Source organism: Rhodoblastus sp. (assembly GCF_019449565.1).
In the GTDB taxonomy this organism is placed as follows: Bacteria; Pseudomonadota; Alphaproteobacteria; order Rhizobiales; family Beijerinckiaceae; genus Rhodoblastus.
The window spans coordinates 91,228-109,038 of record NZ_JAGRPM010000013.1; the positions used below are offsets into that span (position 1 = coordinate 91,228).

Here is a 17,811-nt window from a genome sequence, read left to right on the forward strand (position 1 = left end):
GCGTCGAGGTCATTGGGGCCCGTGCGGGAGGAAAATAAATGGACCACGCTGCCGAAGTAAAAAAATATGCGCCGGACGCCGATCAGGCCAAGGTGGATGCCCTTTTGAAATATTTGAGCATCGCTTTGCGCAATCCCGATTCGGCGCTGGTCGCTTCGTCGGACCCGGACGAATTGAAAACGGTGCATAACAACTGGGCCAAGAAGAAGCTCGGGGTGACGGATGACGCCGCCATCGACGCCGCGATCAAGACGGTCGTGGAGAAAATGAAGGGCAATAATCACAAGTCGCGCGCCGCGTTCTACTATCTGGTCGCCGAAGCGCTGGGCAAGCTCGACGCAGTTTGAGCGATTTCCGCCTGGAGTCGCGCCGCATCTATCCGTCCCAATGCGGTCGTCCGTCGGCGCAATCCGACGACGGGCGACGCGCTGATGCAGAACGGTGGAGGGCATGACGAATTGCACGGGTTTCGCGCCAATTTCGCGGCCTGACGCGCGCGTTCTCATTTTGGGTACGCTTCCCGGCGCGGAATCCCTGCGCCGGCAGGAATATTACGCGAAGAGCCAGAATGCGTTCTGGCGCATATTGGGCGAACTGATTGGGGCTGGCCCCGATCTGCCCTATCAGCAAAGACTCGAAACGATCAAAAGCGCCGGGCTGGCCCTTTGGGACGTTTGCGCTTCCGCTCACAGGGAGGGCAGTCTCGACGCCAATATCCGGGAGCTGGAGCCTAATGATTTCGGGCGCTACTTCCAGGCGCACCCGCATATCGGCCTGATCTGCTTCAATGGCCAGACAGCCGGCAAGCTGTTCGAGCGTTTTGTCATCCCCGATCTGACCGCCGAAGCGAGAAAAATTCCCCGCAAGATTTTGCCATCGACCAGCCCCGCCCATGCATCGATGCGTTTCGCGCAAAAGCTGGAGCATTGGCGCTGCGCGCTTATGCCGACGGCGGCAGGCGCTCGATGAGCGCGCGCAATGTCATCACCGTGGATAGATCGGCGACGCCATCGACGCGTTCGGGTCGGAAATGGCGCTGGAACGCGGCGACGGCGGCGCGCGTGGCTTCGTCGTAAATCCCGCTCGCGGGGGTTTCATAGCCATAGGCGGCGAGCATCGTCTGCAATGCGCCGACGGGCGGGCCCATCGCGCCCGGCTCATAGACCGGGCCGGGCCGGATCGGCGTCGGCGCGACCCAATGGCCGACGCCCGCCTCATGCAGCCGTGACCACGGAAAAAACTCGCCGGGGTCCTTCTTGCGCGCGGGCGCGATGTCGGAATGGGCGAGAATGCGCTCGGGCCTGATCTTCAGCCGCCCCGAAATGTCCCGGCACAAGGCGATGACGGCGGCGATCTGCGCCTCAGGATAGGGCGGCGCGCCGCCGTCATGGCCGGGATGGACGATCTCGATGCCGATCGAGCGCGAATTCAGGTCCGTCTCGCCGGCCCAGAAGCTCTTGCCCGCATGCCAGGCGCGGCGCGATTCCGCCGCGAGCTGCCAGATGCGCCCATCTTCCCAGACCAGATAATGGCAGGAAACCTGCGCCTCCGGGCTGCACAGCAGGCCAAGGGCGGCTTCGCCGGTCGCCATCCCGGTATAATGCAGAATGAGCGCGTCGGCGGGTCCGCGCAGTCGCTCGCCGTGATTGGGGGAGGGCTCGCAATGGGTGACAAGCGGGCTGTCGGGACTCATGAGGCTCTGAATCAGGGGCGTCGGAATCGAAAAGGCGGCCCGCACGGGCCGCCTTGAAGGCAAATTGCTCGGGTGGGATTAATACCACGCCACGCAATGACGGCCGCCGTAGGGATCGACCTCGAATTCGGCGCAGCGGCGGCGCGGCGGAGGCGGCGCAGTGTTCGCGCCGATGATGCCGCCCGCGGCGGCGCCCAAGATGCCGCCGGCGACCGCGCCGCCGGCGGTGCCCGAAGCAAGTCCGCCAATGGCCGCGCCGGTTGCGCCGCCAAGGGCGGCGCCGCCGACCGCCCGGTCCTGGGGCGTATAGCAGCCGGAGAGGCCAAGGCAGCTCGCGAATGCGATCGTCGCCAATATTGTTTTCTTCATCGAAAATCCTCCGATCCGCCCGGAGCGCTGGCTTCCGGACCCTAATTCTCAGACTGCGGGCCGATATGGCGCACGGCTTTCCAGCGCCAACGTCGTACGGAACAGGCGCGAAGCACCAATATCAGGTCGGCTTGGCCGTTCAAGGGCAAAAATACTCTATCCCCCGAAGCCTGTCCGGGCCGTGTCTGGCCGTAGGGATTGTCGAAAAGTCTTGACGCGCGGCCGCCTGCTGCTAAGCGAGGGCGGTCAGTCGGCTGGATGGCCGCTGTCCTTCGGGATAGAGGAAAGTCCGGGCTCCACGGAGAAACGGCGCCGGATAACGTCCGGCGGGGGCGACCCCAGGGAAAGCGCCACAGAAAGTATACCGCCTCCGCCAAGGGACATTCCCTTTCGGAGGTAAGGGTGAAAGGGTGCGGTAAGAGCGCACCGCGCGGGCGGCAACGTCAGCGGCATGGCAAGCCCCGCCGGGAGCAAAACCGAATAGGGACGACAGGGCGGGGCCAAGGCCGCGTCCACCCTCTCCGGGGCGTCGTCCGGGTTGGTTGCACGAGGCGGCCGGCAACGGCCGTCCCAGATGAATGGCCATCGCGCGCCGCAAGGCGCCATACAGAACCCGGCTTACAGGCCGACTGGCTCTTTCTCTTGATTTTTGACGGGTAATTTTTGCCCGAGTGGCGGTGTTTGCCGCGCGGCGATGACCCCTGCGTCAACAAGTTCTTAACGCTAACGATGCTTTAATGGACGGCAATGCATTTTCCCGAAGCCATTGCTTCCGCGTTGACGCCCCACATGTCGCATGTTAGCCGAAATCACACCCCAAGCGGCGCTTCGCCGGCGCCCTTCGGCGGAGTCCGGAGGCTTGTGCGTCGCGTGGGCGCGACTGGCGGCGCGCGTCGAAACGCGCCGATTGCGCGGAAAAAACGTCAGCCAGGCCGAGATTTTGACCCTTATCTCTTCCGCGCCAGCGGCCACCCTGTTTGCGCGAGGCTGCATATGACTGGAAGACAGGCGGACCAGAAGGCTGATTCGCCCCACCTGCCCGTGATGGCGGAAGAGGCGCTCGCTGCGCTCGCCGTCGCCCCCGGCGGGCTCTATCTCGACGGCACCTTTGGCGCCGGCGGCTACACACGACTCATTCTGGCGCAGGGCGGACAGGTTCTGGCGCTCGACCGCGACCCCAGCGCGATCGCGGCCGGCGCGCCGCTGGTCGCCGAGAGCGGCGGGCGGCTGGTTCTGGCCCAGACCCGCTTCTCCCGGATGGAGACGGCGGCGCGCGAGCACGGCTTGGGTCCATTTGACGGAATCGTGCTCGATATCGGCGTCTCCTCGATGCAGCTCGACCAGCCGGAGCGCGGCTTTTCCTTCCGTTTCGACGGCCCGCTCGACATGCGCATGGAAAAGGCGGGCCGCAGCGCTGCGGATCTCGTCAACGAGCTGGAGGCGGAGCCGCTGGCCAATCTGCTCTATCTTTATGGCGAGGAGCGCGCTTCGCGCCGGATCGCCCGCGCCATCGTGGCAGAGCGCGCCAAGGGGCCGATTACGACCACGGCGGCGCTGGCGCAGATCATCGCCCGCGCCAATCCGGGCAAGCCGCAAGAGATCCATCCGGCGACCCGCTCCTTCCAGGCGCTGCGCATCGCGGTCAATGAGGAGCTGGACGAACTGACCCGCGCGCTTGAAGCCGCTGAACGGCTGCTCCGCCCGGGCGGCCGTCTCGCCGTGGTCACGTTCCATTCGCTCGAAGACCGGATCGCCAAACAATTCTTCGCATCGCGCTCCGGGCGCGGCCGCGCCGCGTCGCGCCTGCTGCCCGGCGAGACGCCGCCGCCCACGCCGACTTTCGCCCTGAAAGCTTCGCAGCCGGTCGCCCCATCTCACGCCGAATGCGCGCGCAACCCGCGCGCCCGCTCGGCGAAATTACGCTGGGCCGAGCGCACGGACGCGCCGCCCACGCCGCACAAGGAGGGCCGCTGACATGTTGCGCATCCTCAACGTCCTCGCGATCATCGTGCTGGTCGGATCGGCCGTTTACGCCTATTCGATCAAATATGCGACGCTCTACCAGGCCGAGAAAATGGCCGAGTTGAAACGCAGGCTGGTGGTGGAGACCAATTCCCTCGCCACGGTCCGCGCCGAATGGGCGCAGGTCGCCAATCCCGTGCGCGTCGAGGTCCTGGCCGATCAATATCTCGGCGGCCAGGTGATGCAATTGTCGCAGATCGCCACGCTCGCCAGCCTCCCGGACAAGGCGTCGCGGGGCGACGAGATCGGCGCGAAACTTCAGGATCTCGGCCTCTCCGAGCCGACCAATACGCCCGGCGCCGCCGCGCCCTCCGCGACCCCCTCCGCCAAACCGGCTGAGACCAAATCGTCCGCGACCAAGCCCGGCGCGGCCAAACCGGCGGCCGTCGCCGGCGCCAAGCCGGGAAGGTGAGCCATGAAAGCCGCTTCCGCGCAGATCTATCCCGATCCCGAACCGGCCCCTGAAATGCCGGCGGTGGAGCAAATGGCGCCCGAATGTGCGCAGCCGTCGGCGGCTGAGATCCCGCCGCCGCCCGCGCCCGCACTCCCTCCCGCGCCTGCGCCTGCGCCAAAAAAGCAGCGCCGCCCGTTCGAATTGAAAAAGACGCTGCGCGATATCTTCTCGACTCATCCGTCGAAGAGCAGCAGCCGGATCCGCATCACGGCCGTCGCCTTTGGCGCGCTTTTTCTCGTGTTTGTCGGCCGTCTCGCCTATTTCGGCGCCAAGCCCGAGCAGCATTCGATCCGGCGCGAGGCCTCGGAGGCGATCTCCGCCGCGCGGCCCGAACTGGTCGACCGCAATGGCGAAGTGCTGGCGACCGACATCAAGGTCATGTCGGTCTTCGCGGAGCCGCGCAACATTATCGACAAGGACGAGGCTACCGAGTTGATCACGGCGGTCCTTCCGGACGTCAACGCCAGCGAATTGCGCGCCAAGCTCGGCTCGCGCAAGGGCTTCATCTGGATCAAGCGCGGCGTGACGCCGCGGCAGCAGCAGGAAATTTTCCGGCTCGGCTTGCCGGGCGTGGGCTTCGTGCCCGAGAACAAGCGCGTCTATCCCAACGGCCCGCTTGGCGCCCATGTGCTCGGCTTCACCAATTCCGACAATAATGGGATCGCGGGCGTCGAGAAATATATCGACGGGCAGGGGCTGTCCGACCTGCATGACGCGGGCTTCAACCTCGCGCCGGAAAATCTGAAGCCGATCGCGCTGTCGCTGGACATGCGCGCCACGCATGCGCTGCGCGACGAGCTGGTCCACGGCATGGAGCGTTTCCAGGCCAAGGCCGCCGCCGCCGCGATCCTTGACGTGAACACTGGCGAAGTCATCGCCGAGGCGTCGCTGCCCGATTACGATCCGAACAATCCGACCGATGCGCTCAAGCCCAACAACATCAACCGCCTTGCGGTCGGCGTCTATGAAATGGGCTCGACCTTCAAGGCGCTGACCACCGCGATGGCGCTGGATTCCGGCAAGGTCAATCTCAACTCCCGCATCGACGCGCGCGGCGCCCTCTACTGGGGCCGGGGCGCGATCCATGACTACCACGCGCAGAACCGTTTCCTGACCGTGCCGGAAGTGTTCAAGTTTTCCTCCAATATCGGCACGGCCCGCATGGCGCTGATGGTCGGCGTGACCGGCCACAAGGCGTTTTTGCGCAAGATGGGCCAGATGGACCGGGTGCGAACCGAATTGCCGGAAAGCGCAGAGCCGATCGTGCCGCGCAACTGGAGCGAAGTCTCGACCATGACCATCGCCTTCGGCCATGGCCTCGCGGTTTCGCCTTTGCAGGCGATGATGGCCGTGGGCGCACTGGTCAATGGCGGCTACATGATCACGCCCACCTTCCTGAAGCGCCCGGCCGAATTTGACAAGGAAAGCATGCCGCGCGTCATCAAGCCGGAAACCTCGGAATCGCTGCGCTACATCATGCGCCTCAACGCCGAGGACGGCTCCGCGCGCAAGGCCAATGTTCCGGGCTATTTCGTGGGCGGCAAGACTGGCACGGCGGAGAAGGTCATCGCCGGTCATTACAGCAAGACCAAGCTGTTCACGACCTTCATGGCCATCGTGCCGGCCGACAAGCCGCGCTATCTTCTGATGACAGTGATGGACGAACCGCAGGGTCTCGCGCAGGACGGCCATTACGCCACGGCGGCCTATAATTCGGGCTATGTCACCGGGCGCCTCATCGAGCGCGTCATTCCGCTGCTCGGGCTGGAGCCGCGCCTCGACCTGCCGACCCTGCCGTTCCCACTGCTGGCGAAGCTCGGCTATGGCTTCGCCAATACGCCGGCCAAGCCCGGCGCCGGAGAACATTGATGCGGCTCGACTCGCTTGTGCCCGAAGCGTCCCCGGCGCTCGCCGCGCTGGAAGTCGCCGGCGTGACCGCCGACAGCCGCGCGGTCGCGCCGGGCGCGCTGTTTTTCGCCATTGCCGGGGCCAAGGCCGACGGCATGCGGTTCGCGCCGCAGGCTCTCGCCGCCGGCGCCGTCGCCATCGTCGGCGAGACGACGCCGCAAGGCGAACTGTCGGGCGCGCCTTTCGTGCAGGTGCGCGACGTGCGCAAAAGCCTGTCGCTCGCCGCCGCCGCGCTTTATCCGCGCCAGCCGGAGAAGATCGTCGCCGTCACCGGCACGTCGGGGAAAACCTCGGTCGCGGATTTCACCCGGCAGATTTTCGCATCTTGCGGCCTGGCCGCCGCATCGCTTGGCACCATTGGCGTGGTCAAGCCTTCGGGCGCCGTCTATGGCTCGCTGACGACGCCGGACCCGGTGACCTTGCACAAGACGCTCGACGCTCTGGCGGGCGAGGGCGTGACCCATCTCGCCATGGAGGCCTCCTCGCATGGCCTTGACCAGCGCCGGCTCGATGGCGTGCGGCTCACCGCAGCGGGCTTTACCAATCTCTCGCGCGACCACCTCGATTATCATTCCGATCTCGACGATTACCTCTCCGCCAAGCTGCGGCTGTTCAACGACCTTCTCCAGCCGGGGCAGACGGCGGTGATCGCGGCCGATGGCGATTTTTCCGCCCGCGTCATTGAAGCTTGCCGCGCCCGTGGCCTCAAGCTGTTCACCGTCGGCGCGCGCGGCGAAGCCCTGCGGCTGAAGGACACCCGCGCGGAAGGCTTTTCGTTGCGGCTCGATCTGGAATTCGAGGGCCGGGACATTGCCGTGAACCTGCCGCTCGCCGGCCTGTTTCAGGCGGAAAACGCCCTGGTCGCGGCGGGCCTCGCCTTGGCCGGTGGCGCGCCGTCCGAAAAGGTCTTCGCGGCGCTCGAAACCTTACGCGGCGCGCCGGGACGGCTGGAGCGCGTCGGCGATAGAAAAGGCGCGCCGGTCTTCGTCGATTACGCACACAAACCCGACGCGCTGGAAAAGGCGCTCGCCGCCTTGCGGCCTTTCGCCAAGGGCCGCCTGATCGTGGTGTTCGGCTGCGGCGGGGACCGCGACGCGGGCAAGCGCCCGATCATGGGCGAAATCGCGACGCGATGCGCCGATATCGTCCTCGTCACCGACGACAATCCGCGCAGCGAGGATCCGGCGTCGATCCGCGCCCAGATCCTTTCGGCCGCGCCCGGCGCCATCGAGATCGGAGACCGCGCCGAAGCCATCCGCGCCGGCGTGAAAATGCTGGGCGAGGGCGATCTGCTGCTCATCGCCGGCAAGGGCCACGAGACCGGTCAACTGGTTGGCAAGACAGTGCTGCCGTTCTCCGATCATGACGAGGCGCGCGCCGCGCTCAGGGAGCTGCCGGCATGAGCGATTATCTGTGGAGCGGACTTGGCCTCGTCGCCCCCTTGCGCGCCCGCGTCCTCGGCTTGCCGCCCGATGGCGTCGGCGGCATTTCCATCGACACCCGCACCTTACAGCCGGGCGATCTGTTCTTCGCCATCAAGGGCGATAATAGCGACGGCCATGATTATGTCGGCGCGGCCTTCGCGCGCGGCGCGGCGGCCGCCGTGGTGGACGAGGCCCATTCCGACGCGCTGAAACATCTTGGGACGCTTTATATCGTCCATGACGTACTGAAGGCGATGGAAGGTCTGGGCCGAGCCGCGCGCAAGCGCAGCAAGGCGCGGATCATCGCGGTCACCGGCTCGGTCGGCAAGACCTCGACCAAGGAGGCCCTGCGCAAAGTGCTTTCGGACGCCGGGCCGACCCACGCCTCGGACAAGTCCTACAATAATCATTGGGGCGTGCCGCTGATGCTCGCCCGCTTGCCGGAAAGCGCGCGCTACGCCGTTTTCGAGATTGGCATGAATCATCCCGGCGAGATCACGGCCCTGGTCGATATGGTGCGCCCCCATGTCGCCGTCGTGACGAATGTCGCGCCGGTCCATCTTGAGCATTTCGCCAATGTCGAGGCCATTGCACAGGCCAAGGCGGAAATTTTTCCCGGCCTCGTCAAGGGCGGCGTCGCCATCGTCAATCGCGACATCGAAACCTTCCCCATTCTGGAAGAAGCGGCCAGGGCCTCGCCCGCCGCCTATGTCCTGACCTTCGGCGCGGATAGCGCGGCGGACGCGCATCTCGCGCAATTCGACGCGGAAGAGACTTTTTCGCGCGTATCGGCGCGGGTGCTGGGCCAGGACGTGAATTTCCGGCTCGGCGCGCCGGGCCGCCACATGGCGATCAATGCGCTTGCCGTGCTGCTCGCCGCCCGCGCCGTCGGGCTCGATTTCGCCGCCATCGCGGCCTCGCTGGCGGATGTCGCGCCAGCGCAGGGACGCGGTGCGCGCGAGACGCTTCAGCTCGACCGCGACGACGCTTCAAGCGGTTTCGTGTTGATCGACGAAAGCTACAACGCCAATCCGGCTTCCATGCGCGCGGCGATCGACCTTCTTGGCTCCGCGAAGCCCTCGGGCGAGGGCCGCCGCATCGCCGTGCTCGGCGACATGCTGGAGCTGGGGCCGGGCGGGCCGGAGCTTCACGAGGCGCTGAAGGACGATCTTCTGCGCAATGAGGTCGACCTGACCTTCGCCGCCGGACCGCTCTCCCGTCATCTTTTCGACGCGCTTCCGTCCGAGAAGCGCGGCGCCTGGGCTGAAAGCGGCGCCGCGCTGGAGCCTCAGGTGGCCGAGGCCCTGCGTCCCGGTGACGTCGTGATGGTCAAGGCCTCCAACGGCTCGAAATTGCACGCGCTCGCCGCCGGCCTCAAGGCGCGCTTCGCCGCGCCTGAACTGCAGAAGATCGAGGACTGAAAATGCTCACCTGGCTCGCGGAATTCTCGCATTACCTCAGTCTTCTCAATGTCTTTCGCTACATCACTTTTCGCGCCGCCGGCGCCTCCGCCACGGCTTTGGCTTTCGTCTTCTTTTTTGGTCCCGCGATCATCGCTTCGCTGCGGCTGAAGCAGGGCAAGGGCCAGCCGATCCGCACGGACGGCCCGCAATCGCATCTGGCGAAAAAGGGCACGCCGACCATGGGCGGCCTGATGATCCTGTCGGGTCTCGTGGTCTCCACCGTGCTGTGGGCCAATCCCAAGAGCGCCTATGTCTGGATCACGCTTTTCGTGACGCTCGGCTTCGGCGTCATCGGTTTTTATGACGATTATCTCAAGGTCACCAAGCAGAGCCACAAGGGCTTTTCCGGCCGTTCACGTCTCGCGGGCGAGGCGGGTATCGCCATGCTCGCCGCCTATTTCATGATGTGCGCGTCGGCCTCCGGCCCGGTGGCGTCGATCGGCGATTTCTTCCACGCCTTCATCTCGCCCTTTACCGCGGCTTCGCCTGCGACCAAGCTGGCAGCGCCCTTCGTCCATGGCTGGATCGTCGATCTCGCCTGGCTGTTCCTGCCCTTCGCGGCTTTCGTCATCGTCGGCTCCGGCAATGCGGTCAATCTCACCGACGGCCTCGACGGCCTCGCCATCGTGCCGGTGATGATCGCCTCCGCGACCTTCGGCATCATCGCCTATCTCGCCGGCAACGACATTTTCGCGCATTATCTTGGCATCAATTATGTGCCGGGCGCCGGCGAGCTGACGGTGATGTGCGGCGCGGTGATCGGCGCGGGGCTCGGCTTCCTCTGGTTCAACGCGCCCCCGGCGCAGATCTTCATGGGCGACACCGGCTCTCTCGCGCTCGGCGGCATGCTCGGGGCCATCGCCGTGGCGGTGAAACACGAGATCGTGCTGGCCATCGTCGGCGGCCTGTTCGTGATGGAGGCCTTTTCCGTCATCGTGCAGGTGGCGTCCTTCAAGATGACCGGCAAGCGCGTGTTCAAGATGGCGCCCATCCATCACCATTTCGAGCAATTGGGCTGGTCCGAGCCGCAGGTCGTTGTGCGCTTCTGGATCATCGCATTCGTTCTGGCCCTGTTGGGCCTCACCACGTTGAAGGTGCGCTGATGATTCCGATCACCTCCCTCGCCGGGCAATCGATCGCTCTGTTTGGCCTCGGCGGCTCCGGCCTCTCCACCGCCAAGGCGCTCGCCGCGGGCGGCGCTTTGGTCAACGCCTGGGACGATTCGCCCGCCGCGCGCGACAAGGCGTCGGCGGAAGGGATCTATCTGTTCGACTTGCGCGAGGCCGATTGGTCCAGCTTTGCGGCTTTGGTGCTGGCGCCGGGCGCGCCGCTGACCCATCCGGCTCCGCACTGGAGCGCCGAGAAAGCCAATGAGGCGGGCGTCCCGGTCATCGGCGACATCGAGCTATTCTGCCGCGAGCGCGCGCTGGTCGCGCCGGGCGCGCCGCTGGTCGCGATCACCGGCACCAATGGCAAGAGCACGACCACGGCGCTCATCGCCCATATCCTCCGCGAGGCTGGTTTCGACGTGCAGCTCGGCGGCAATATTGGCGTGCCGATCCTCGATCTGGAGCCGCCGGCGCTCGACCGCGTCCATGTGATCGAATGTTCGAGCTTCCAGATCGATCTCGCGCCCTCGCTCGATCCAAGCGTCGGCCTGCTGCTCAATCTGACGCCGGACCATCTTGACCGCCACGGCACGATGGAAAATTACGCCGCCATCAAGCAACGCCTGGTCGAGGGCTCGGAATTCGCCATCGTCGGGCGCGACGACGACTGGTGCGAAGCGATCTTCCAATATTTGAAGCGCGCGTCTCACTCGGTCGTCGGCATCGCCAACAGCCGGCCGAATGCGCTCGCCAGCATTTGCTTCGAAGCGGGCCGGTTGCGCCGCGCTTTCGCTCTGCCCGCGCTCAAGACACTGGAAGAAAACCTGTTCGACCTTGCCCGCGCCCCGGCCTTGCGCGGCGCCCATAATGGCCAGAACGCGGCGGCGGCTTTTGCCGCCTGCGAACGGCTCGGACTGGCGCATGACGAAATCGGCCTCGGCATGCGCTCCTTCCCCGGCCTCGCCCACCGCATGGAGCAGATCGGGCGCAAGGGCGCGGTTCTCTTCGTCAACGACAGCAAGGCGACCAACGCCGACGCCGCCGAAAAGGCGCTGCAAAGCTTCGACGATATTTTCTGGATCATCGGCGGCAAGGCCAAGGCGGGCGGCATCGAGCCGCTGCGGCCTTTGTTCGGCAAGGTGCGCAAGGCCTATCTGATCGGCGAGGCGGCGCCGGATTTCGCCGCCACGCTGGAAGGCGCGGTTCCTTACGAGCAGTGCGGGACGCTCGAGGTCGCGACAGCGGCGGCGGCGCGGGACGCCGCCGAGAGCGGCGCGGCGGAGGCGGTCGTGCTGCTGTCGCCCGCCTGCGCGTCCTATGACCAGTTCGCCAATTTCGAGAAGCGCGGCGACGCCTTTCGCGAGCAGGTTCAACCGTTGCTGGGTGAGAATGGCGCGCAGGGCGCGTTATTTTGAGTGTTCAAACCGCGTGATCTGAACAGGGCGGAAATCCGCCGCCAAAAAGGAGGTTCCCATGGTCTCTCGCGCGGAGCGCTCCATCGCCGCCGCCTGGTGGTGGACGGTGGACCGCTGGCTTCTCGCCGCCATCGGCGCCGTCATCGTGTTGGGCCTCGTCCTGATCATGGCGGGCAGCCCGCCGGTGGCCGATCGCCTGCATCTGCCGTCGTTCCATTTCGTCAACCGGCAGGTCGAATTCCTGATTCCCTCGATCGCCTTGATGCTGGGCCTTTCCTTTCTGCCGCCGCGTCATGTGCGCCGCGCGGCTTTGGCGCTTTACATTGTCTCGATGGGGCTGGTGTTTGCGGCGCTGTTGTTCGGTCATGAGGTCAAGGGCGCGCGGCGCTGGATCTTCGGCGTGCAGCCCTCCGAATTCCTCAAGCCCGCCTTTGTCATCCTTGCCGCCTGGGCGATCTCCGAAGGCGCCAAACGCCGCGACGTGCCTGGAAACTGGATCGCCGTCCTGCTGCTCCCCCTGACGGTAGTGCCGCTCGTGCTCCAGCCCGACTTCGGCCAGACCATGCTGATTTGCCTGGTCTGGGGCCTGATGTTCTTCATGGCGGGACTGCACTGGATCTGGCTCGCGGGGCTGGTCGGCTTCGCCTCCAGCGCGATCGTGCTGGCCTATAAATTCGTGCCGCATGTGCGTGCCCGCATCATGCACTTTCTGGAGCCAGGCCAGACCGGAGGCGTCGCCGACACCTTTCAGGTCGACACCGCGCTCGACAGCTTCATTTCCGGCGGCTGGTTCGGCAAGGGGCCGGGCGAGGGCGTGCTGAAGCGCATCCTGCCGGATTCCCACACCGACTTCATCTTCGCAGTGACCGGCGAGGAATTCGGCCTGCTATTCTGCATGGGCATCGTCGGGCTATTCGCCTTCATCGTGCTGCGCGCGCTGTTGAAATCCGCGAAGAACGAAGATCCTTTCTGCCGCTTCGCCACGGCGGGGATCGCCCTTCTGTTCGGCCTCCAGGCCTCCATCAATATGGCGGTGAACTTGCACCTCATGCCGGCCAAGGGCATGACCTTGCCCTTCATCTCCTATGGCGGCTCGTCCTTGATCTCGCTCGGAATTTCCATGGGCTTCCTCATCGCCGTGACGCGCAAGCGCCCGAAATCGGACCTGATGTTCGATCGGCGCGTCAATGCGCCCATCGCGGCGCCGGCGGAATGACAATGGACAACCTCATTCTCGTCGCCGCCGGGGGCACCGGCGGCCATCTCTTTCCGGCGCAGGCGCTTTCCCACGCCTTGGTGGCCCGCGGCGCGCGCGTGCGCCTCGCAACCGACGAGCGCGCGCTGAAATATGGCGCCGACTTTCCCGCCGAGGAGATTCATGAAATCGCCTCGGCGACGCCGACCTCGGGCGGCGCCGTCGCCAAGGGTCTGGCGGCGCTGACGCTGATGAAGGGCGTCGTCGAGGCCTATCGCCTGCTTGGCCGGATCAAGCCCCGTGTGGTCGTGAGCTTCGGCGGCTATCCGACCGTGCCGCCCGCGCTCGCCGCTTCGTTGCGGGGGATTCCGCTGATACTGCATGAACAGAATGCGGTGATGGGCCGCGCCAATCGCTTCTTGAGCCAGCGCGCGCAGGTCATCGCCAGCGGCTTCCCCACGCTCGACGGACTTTCCGAAACTTTGCGCGCAAAGGTCGTGCTGGTCGGCAATCCGGTGCGCCCGGCGGTGCTGGAGGCGGCGGCGCTGCCTTTCCCGGATTTCGCCGATGGCAAGCTCCATCTTCTGGTGACGGGCGGCTCGCAGGGCGCGCGCATCATGTCCGACGTCGCGCCCGCCGCCATCGCCTTGCTGCCGCCCGAACTGCGCGCGCGGCTGGTCATCGTCCAGCAGGCGCGCGGCGAAGATCTCGCGCGGGTGCAGGAAGCTTATACGCGGCTGAACGTCGCCTTCGAGGCGGCGCCCTTCTTCGCGGACCTGCCGTTGCGCATCGCCCAATCGCATCTCGTGCTGGGGCGCTCCGGCGCCTCGACCGTGTCGGAGCTGGCGGTGATCGGGCGCCCGTCGATCCTGGTGCCTTTCCCCCACGCTTTGGACGCCGATCAGGCCGCCAATGCGGCCCATTTGGCGAAGACCGGCGCGGCGGAGGTGATGCGACAGAACGGATTCACCCCGGATTGGCTGGCTGAACGGCTCTCTCAGGCGCTCGCCGAGCCAAAAGACTTGACGCGGCGCGCGCAAGCGGCCAAGAGCGCAGGCATTCCCGACGCCGCCGAACGTCTGGCCGATCTGGCGCTCAAGACCGCCGGGCTTTGACGGCGGTCCCCAGCGCGAGCGAGGCCCATGATCGAACCCGGTTATGTCCAGACTTTTGCCGCCTATAACAAATGGCAGAACGCCAGCCTGCTCGCCGCCGCCTCGGGCCTGACCGACGCGCAAAGGCGCGAGGATCGCGGCGCTTTTTTCAAATCGGTCCACGCCAGCCTCAACCACCTGCTCTGGGCGGATGAAATGTGGATGAGCCGCCTCGCCGGCCTGCCGCGCCCGGAAACGCCCTTTCCCGGCGTCGAACACTTGGCCGATTGGGACTTTCTGGTCCAGCGCCGCGCCGAACTGGACGATTTCATCGTCACCTGGGCGGACGGTCTCGCTCCCGCCGATCTTGCCGGCGACCTCGTCTGGCGCTCCGCTTTGCTGGGCGGCGAGGCCCGCCAACCACGCTGGATCGCCGTCACGCATATGTTCAACCACCAGGCCCATCATCGCGGGCAGGTCCATGCGCTGCTCACCGCCCTTGGCGCGCAGCCGAACGACACGGACCTGATCCTGATGCCGCGCGTGGCCTGAGCCCAATTCATTGGAGTCGCAAAAATGAAATTGCCGAGCAAACTTGGCCCCATTCATTTCGTCGGAATCGGCGGCATCGGCATGTCGGGCATAGCCGAAGTGCTTCTCAACCTCGGCTATGACGTGCAGGGCTCGGACGCCTCCGACAACGCCAATGTCAAGCGCCTGCGCGACAAGGGCGCGCGCATCTTCCTCGGCCACAACGCCAAAAACCTCGGCGAAGCGGCGGTGGTGGTGGTCTCGACCGCGATCAAGCGTGACAATCCGGAACTGGCCGGGGCGCGCGAAAAACGCCTGCCGGTGGTGCGCCGCGCCGAAATGCTGGCCGAGCTGATGCGGCTCAAGCAATGCGTCGCCATCGCGGGCACCCATGGCAAGACCACGACGACCTCTCTGGTCGCGACCCTGCTCGACGCCGGCGGCCTCGATCCGACCGTCATCAATGGCGGCATCATCAACGCCTATGGCACCAACGCCCGGCTCGGCGCGGGCGAGTGGATGGTGGTGGAGGCCGACGAGAGCGACGGCACCTTCCTGAAGCTGCCCGCCGACGTTGCGGTCGTCACCAATATCGACCCCGAGCATCTCGATCATTTCAAGACCTTCGACGCTATCAAGGAGGCCTTCCGCTCCTTCGTCGAAAACCTGCCCTTCTATGGCTTCGCGGTGATGTGCCTCGACCATCCGACCGTGCAGGAGCTGGTCGGCAAGATCGAGGACCGCCGCGTCGTCACCTATGGCGAAAACCCGCAGGCCGACGTGCGGCTTTCCAATATCGACCTGACCGGCGGCGTGTCGCGCTTCAATGTCACGCTTCGCGACCGTCTGCACGGGCGCGAGGAAGTCCTGGCCGATCTGGTCTTGCCCATGCCCGGACATCATAATGCGCTCAACGCTACGGCGGCGATCGCGGTCGCCTGGCAGCTCGGCGTCAGCATCGAGAACATCACCCGGGGGCTGGCGGCCTTCGGCGGCGTCAAGCGCCGCTTCACCCGCACCGGCGAATGGAAGGGCGCGATCATTTTCGACGATTACGGCCATCACCCGGTCGAAATCGCGGCCGTGCTGCGCGCCGCCCGCGCCTCGACCGAGCACAAGGTGATCGCCGTGGTGCAGCCGCATCGCTACACCCGGTTGCAGAGCCTGTTCGACCAATTCGCGACCTGCTTCAATGACGCCGATGTCGTCATCGTCGCAGACGTCTATGCGGCCGGCGAGGCGCCCATCGAGGGCGTCAGCAAGGAGGCGCTGGTCTCCGCCATCAAGGCGCACGGCCATCGCCAGGCTCTGGCCCTGCCGCGCGCGGACGACCTGCCGGACATCATCCGCGATCTCGCCGCGCCGGGCGATTATGTTGTCCTGCTCGGCGCCGGCAACATCACGCAATGGGCCTATGCGCTGCCGGACCAGCTGGCGGCGGGAGACGCCTTGTGAGCCAGCGCTGCCTCGTCCTGCGCCATCTCGCCTTTGAAGGGCTTGGCGTTCTGGCGGCGCAACTTCACGCCGGCGGCTTCGTCACCCGCATCTGTGAGGTTGGCGTCGATCCCTTTCCGGCGGAAGAAATCCAATCCTGCGATCTGCTGGTCGTGCTGGGCGGGCCGATCGGCGTTTACGAAACCGAGGCCTATCCCTTCCTGATCGAGGAGATGGCGGCCATCGGCGCGCGGCTCGCCGCCAGGAAGCCGACGCTTGGCGTCTGCCTCGGCGCGCAATTGATGGCGGCGGCGCTCGGCGCGCGGGTCGCGCCGGGGCCTGCCAAGGAAATTGGCTATGCGCCGCTGACGCTTACGGATGAAGGCCGCGCCTCGCCGCTCGCCGCGCTGGAGCGCGAAATGGCCCTGCATTGGCATGGCGACGCCTTTGACTTGCCGGAGGGGGCGCGGCGCCTCGCTTTCACGGACGTCTGCCCCAATCAGGCCTTTTCGATCGGCTCTTATGCGCTCGGACTGCAATTCCACGCCGAGGTCGAACCCTCCGCGCTCGAAGCCTGGCTGATCGGTCATGCGGTCGAGTTGGGCAAGGCCGGGATCGACCCGCGCGATCTGCGCGTTCAGGCCGCGCGCCACGGCGCGGCGACAGCGGAAGCGGGCAGGAAGCTGTTCCGCGCCTGGTTCGAGGGAGCCTTCGCATGAGCGTAGAAACGAAGGATCTCGCGGCGGCGCTCGCGGAAAAAATGCCGGAGCTGCGCGGGCGGCTCGCGTCGCGCCAGCCACTGGCGCCCTTCACCTGGTTTCGCGTCGGCGGTCCGGCGGAAGTTCTGTTTAGCCCGGCCGACGAGGCCGATCTTGCCTATTTTCTGAAAATTCTGCCGCTTGACGTCCCTGTCACGACCATCGGGCTCGGCTCCAATCTGATCGTGCGCGACGGCGGCGTCGACGGCGTGGTGATCCGGCTTGGCGGCAAGGCCTTTGGCGAAATCTCGGTCGAGCCTGGCCATCGCCTGCGGGCGGGCGCCTGCGCGCCCGACATGCGCGTCGCCAAGGCGGCGGCGGATGCGGGTCTTGGCGGGCTAGCCTTTTTGCGCGGCATTCCGGGCGCCATCGGTGGCGCCTTGCGGATGAACGCCGGCGCCCATGGCGGCGAGACCAAGGATGTTCTTGTCTCCGCGGGCGGGGTGGATCGCAGCGGCGCGATCCGAGAATTCACGGTCGCCGACCTGCAGATGACCTATCGTCACAGCGGCGCGCCCGAGGACATTATTTTCACCAGCGCCCTGTTTCAGGGCCGCCCCGGCGACCCGGCGGAAATCCTGGCCGAAATGGACCGGATCACCGAAGCGCGTGAGAATTCGCAGCCGATCCGTGAAAAGACCGGCGGCTCTACCTTCAAGAATCCGCCCGGCGAGAAGGCGTGGCAGTTGATCGACCGCGCCGGTTGTCGCGGCCTCGTCGTCGGCGACGCGCAGGTCTCGGAAATGCACTGCAACTTCCTCATCAATCGCGGCGCGGCGACGGCCGCCGACATTGAAAATCTCGGCGACGAGGTGCGCGCCCGTGTGAAAGCCGAGACGGGCGTGGAGCTGCATTGGGAAATCAAGCGCATCGGCGTGAAAAGCTAGGCTGAAACCCTTCTCCCCTTGCGGGAGAAGGTGGCGCGATAGCGCCGGATGAAGG

Annotated in this window: 17 protein-coding genes and 1 other RNA gene; 16 read left to right on the forward strand and 2 right to left on the reverse strand. The window is 65.9% G+C overall.

Going from position 1 to position 17,811, the window contains the following annotated elements:
* Positions 1-38: 38 nt before the first annotated feature.
* Together QZ409_RS03125 and QZ409_RS03130 are read left to right on the forward strand one after the other, a co-directional pair.
* Positions 39-347 (forward strand): DUF2853 family protein, encoded by a 309-nt coding sequence (locus tag QZ409_RS03125; RefSeq protein ID WP_296707015.1) that lies wholly within the window; start codon positions 39-41, stop codon positions 345-347.
* A gap of 103 nt (positions 348-450) precedes the next feature.
* On the forward strand, positions 451-969 hold the full coding sequence (locus QZ409_RS03130; protein WP_296707018.1) for a DNA-deoxyinosine glycosylase: 519 nt from the start codon (positions 451-453) through the stop codon (positions 967-969).
* Here QZ409_RS03130 and QZ409_RS03135 read toward each other — a convergent pair.
* On the reverse strand, positions 941-1,693 hold the full coding sequence (locus QZ409_RS03135; RefSeq protein WP_296707021.1) for an N-acetylmuramoyl-L-alanine amidase: 753 nt from the start codon (positions 1,691-1,693) through the stop codon (positions 941-943). The two genes, QZ409_RS03130 and QZ409_RS03135, sit on opposite strands and share 29 nt — an antisense overlap.
* A gap of 78 nt (positions 1,694-1,771) precedes the next feature.
* Entirely contained in the window at positions 1,772-2,062 is a 291-nt protein-coding gene (locus QZ409_RS03140) for a hypothetical protein (protein WP_296707024.1), read from the reverse strand.
* Positions 2,063-2,308: 246 nt separating this feature from the next.
* On the opposite strand from QZ409_RS03140, the gene rnpB reads away from it, so the two are divergent.
* The 14 genes from rnpB to murB all read left to right on the forward strand — a co-directional run bounded on the left by rnpB (position 2,309) and on the right by murB (position 17,756).
* Positions 2,309-2,699: RNase P RNA component class A (gene rnpB / locus QZ409_RS03145), an RNA gene on the forward strand.
* A gap of 356 nt (positions 2,700-3,055) precedes the next feature.
* Positions 3,056-4,036, forward strand: a complete 981-nt coding sequence (gene rsmH, locus QZ409_RS03150; RefSeq protein WP_296707026.1) for a 16S rRNA (cytosine(1402)-N(4))-methyltransferase RsmH — start codon at positions 3,056-3,058, stop codon at positions 4,034-4,036.
* A 1-nt stretch (position 4,037) separates the two neighbouring features.
* Positions 4,038-4,496 carry a hypothetical protein gene (locus QZ409_RS03155; protein WP_296707029.1) on the forward strand — a complete coding sequence of 153 codons (459 nt, stop codon included), beginning with the start codon at positions 4,038-4,040 and terminating at the stop codon, positions 4,494-4,496.
* Positions 4,497-4,499: 3 nt separating this feature from the next.
* Complete coding sequence (locus tag QZ409_RS03160) at positions 4,500-6,407, forward strand: penicillin-binding protein 2 (RefSeq protein WP_296707031.1); 1,908 nt, start codon at positions 4,500-4,502, stop codon at positions 6,405-6,407.
* Complete coding sequence (locus tag QZ409_RS03165; protein WP_296707033.1) at positions 6,407-7,849, forward strand: UDP-N-acetylmuramoyl-L-alanyl-D-glutamate--2,6-diaminopimelate ligase; 1,443 nt, start codon at positions 6,407-6,409, stop codon at positions 7,847-7,849. Before QZ409_RS03160 ends, QZ409_RS03165 begins: the two co-directional genes overlap by 1 nt.
* Positions 7,846-9,291, forward strand: coding sequence for a UDP-N-acetylmuramoylalanyl-D-glutamyl-2,6-diaminopimelate--D-alanyl-D-alanine ligase (locus QZ409_RS03170; protein WP_296707035.1), 1,446 nt, complete (start codon positions 7,846-7,848; stop codon positions 9,289-9,291). Before QZ409_RS03165 ends, QZ409_RS03170 begins: the two co-directional genes overlap by 4 nt.
* A gap of 2 nt (positions 9,292-9,293) precedes the next feature.
* Positions 9,294-10,436 (forward strand): phospho-N-acetylmuramoyl-pentapeptide-transferase, encoded by a 1,143-nt coding sequence (gene mraY, locus QZ409_RS03175; protein WP_296707037.1) that lies wholly within the window; start codon positions 9,294-9,296, stop codon positions 10,434-10,436.
* Positions 10,436-11,857 (forward strand): UDP-N-acetylmuramoyl-L-alanine--D-glutamate ligase, encoded by a 1,422-nt coding sequence (gene murD / locus QZ409_RS03180; RefSeq protein ID WP_296707039.1) that lies wholly within the window; start codon positions 10,436-10,438, stop codon positions 11,855-11,857. Before mraY ends, murD begins: the two co-directional genes overlap by 1 nt.
* Positions 11,858-11,915: 58 nt before the next feature.
* Positions 11,916-13,073 (forward strand): putative peptidoglycan glycosyltransferase FtsW, encoded by a 1,158-nt coding sequence (locus QZ409_RS03185; RefSeq protein WP_296707041.1) that lies wholly within the window; start codon positions 11,916-11,918, stop codon positions 13,071-13,073.
* 2 nt (positions 13,074-13,075) lie between these two features.
* Positions 13,076-14,167, forward strand: a complete 1,092-nt coding sequence (gene murG, locus QZ409_RS03190; RefSeq protein WP_296707042.1) for an undecaprenyldiphospho-muramoylpentapeptide beta-N-acetylglucosaminyltransferase — start codon at positions 13,076-13,078, stop codon at positions 14,165-14,167.
* Positions 14,168-14,194: 27 nt separating this feature from the next.
* Positions 14,195-14,698, forward strand: coding sequence for a DinB family protein (locus QZ409_RS03195; RefSeq protein WP_296707045.1), 504 nt, complete (start codon positions 14,195-14,197; stop codon positions 14,696-14,698).
* Positions 14,699-14,722: 24 nt separating this feature from the next.
* Positions 14,723-16,132, forward strand: coding sequence for a UDP-N-acetylmuramate--L-alanine ligase (gene murC, locus QZ409_RS03200; RefSeq protein ID WP_296707046.1), 1,410 nt, complete (start codon positions 14,723-14,725; stop codon positions 16,130-16,132).
* Positions 16,129-16,830 carry a glutamine amidotransferase gene (locus QZ409_RS03205; RefSeq protein ID WP_296707048.1) on the forward strand — a complete coding sequence of 234 codons (702 nt, stop codon included), beginning with the start codon at positions 16,129-16,131 and terminating at the stop codon, positions 16,828-16,830. The genes murC and QZ409_RS03205 overlap by 4 nt, the downstream gene beginning before the upstream one ends.
* Entirely contained in the window at positions 16,827-17,756 is a 930-nt protein-coding gene (murB, locus tag QZ409_RS03210) for a UDP-N-acetylmuramate dehydrogenase (protein WP_296707051.1), read from the forward strand. The genes QZ409_RS03205 and murB overlap by 4 nt, the downstream gene beginning before the upstream one ends.
* Positions 17,757-17,811: the final 55 nt, after the last annotated feature.

Excerpts from the sequence above, each read along its gene's own strand:
- QZ409_RS03125 (WP_296707015.1), top strand. The coding sequence starts at position 39 with ATGGACCACGCTGCCGAAGTAAAAAAATATGCGCCGGACGCCGATCAG.
- QZ409_RS03130 (WP_296707018.1), top strand. The coding sequence starts at position 451 with ATGACGAATTGCACGGGTTTCGCGCCAATTTCGCGGCCTGACGCGCGC.
- QZ409_RS03135 (WP_296707021.1), bottom strand. The coding sequence starts at position 1,693 with ATGAGTCCCGACAGCCCGCTTGTCACCCATTGCGAGCCCTCCCCCAAT.
- QZ409_RS03140 (WP_296707024.1), bottom strand. The coding sequence starts at position 2,062 with ATGAAGAAAACAATATTGGCGACGATCGCATTCGCGAGCTGCCTTGGC.
- rsmH (WP_296707026.1), top strand. The coding sequence starts at position 3,056 with ATGACTGGAAGACAGGCGGACCAGAAGGCTGATTCGCCCCACCTGCCC.
- QZ409_RS03155 (WP_296707029.1), top strand. The coding sequence starts at position 4,038 with ATGTTGCGCATCCTCAACGTCCTCGCGATCATCGTGCTGGTCGGATCG.
- QZ409_RS03160 (WP_296707031.1), top strand. The coding sequence starts at position 4,500 with ATGAAAGCCGCTTCCGCGCAGATCTATCCCGATCCCGAACCGGCCCCT.
- QZ409_RS03165 (WP_296707033.1), top strand. The coding sequence starts at position 6,407 with ATGCGGCTCGACTCGCTTGTGCCCGAAGCGTCCCCGGCGCTCGCCGCG.
- QZ409_RS03170 (WP_296707035.1), top strand. The coding sequence starts at position 7,846 with ATGAGCGATTATCTGTGGAGCGGACTTGGCCTCGTCGCCCCCTTGCGC.
- mraY (WP_296707037.1), top strand. The coding sequence starts at position 9,294 with ATGCTCACCTGGCTCGCGGAATTCTCGCATTACCTCAGTCTTCTCAAT.
- murD (WP_296707039.1), top strand. The coding sequence starts at position 10,436 with ATGATTCCGATCACCTCCCTCGCCGGGCAATCGATCGCTCTGTTTGGC.
- QZ409_RS03185 (WP_296707041.1), top strand. The coding sequence starts at position 11,916 with ATGGTCTCTCGCGCGGAGCGCTCCATCGCCGCCGCCTGGTGGTGGACG.
- murG (WP_296707042.1), top strand. The coding sequence starts at position 13,076 with ATGGACAACCTCATTCTCGTCGCCGCCGGGGGCACCGGCGGCCATCTC.
- QZ409_RS03195 (WP_296707045.1), top strand. The coding sequence starts at position 14,195 with ATGATCGAACCCGGTTATGTCCAGACTTTTGCCGCCTATAACAAATGG.
- murC (WP_296707046.1), top strand. The coding sequence starts at position 14,723 with ATGAAATTGCCGAGCAAACTTGGCCCCATTCATTTCGTCGGAATCGGC.
- murB (WP_296707051.1), top strand. The coding sequence starts at position 16,827 with ATGAGCGTAGAAACGAAGGATCTCGCGGCGGCGCTCGCGGAAAAAATG.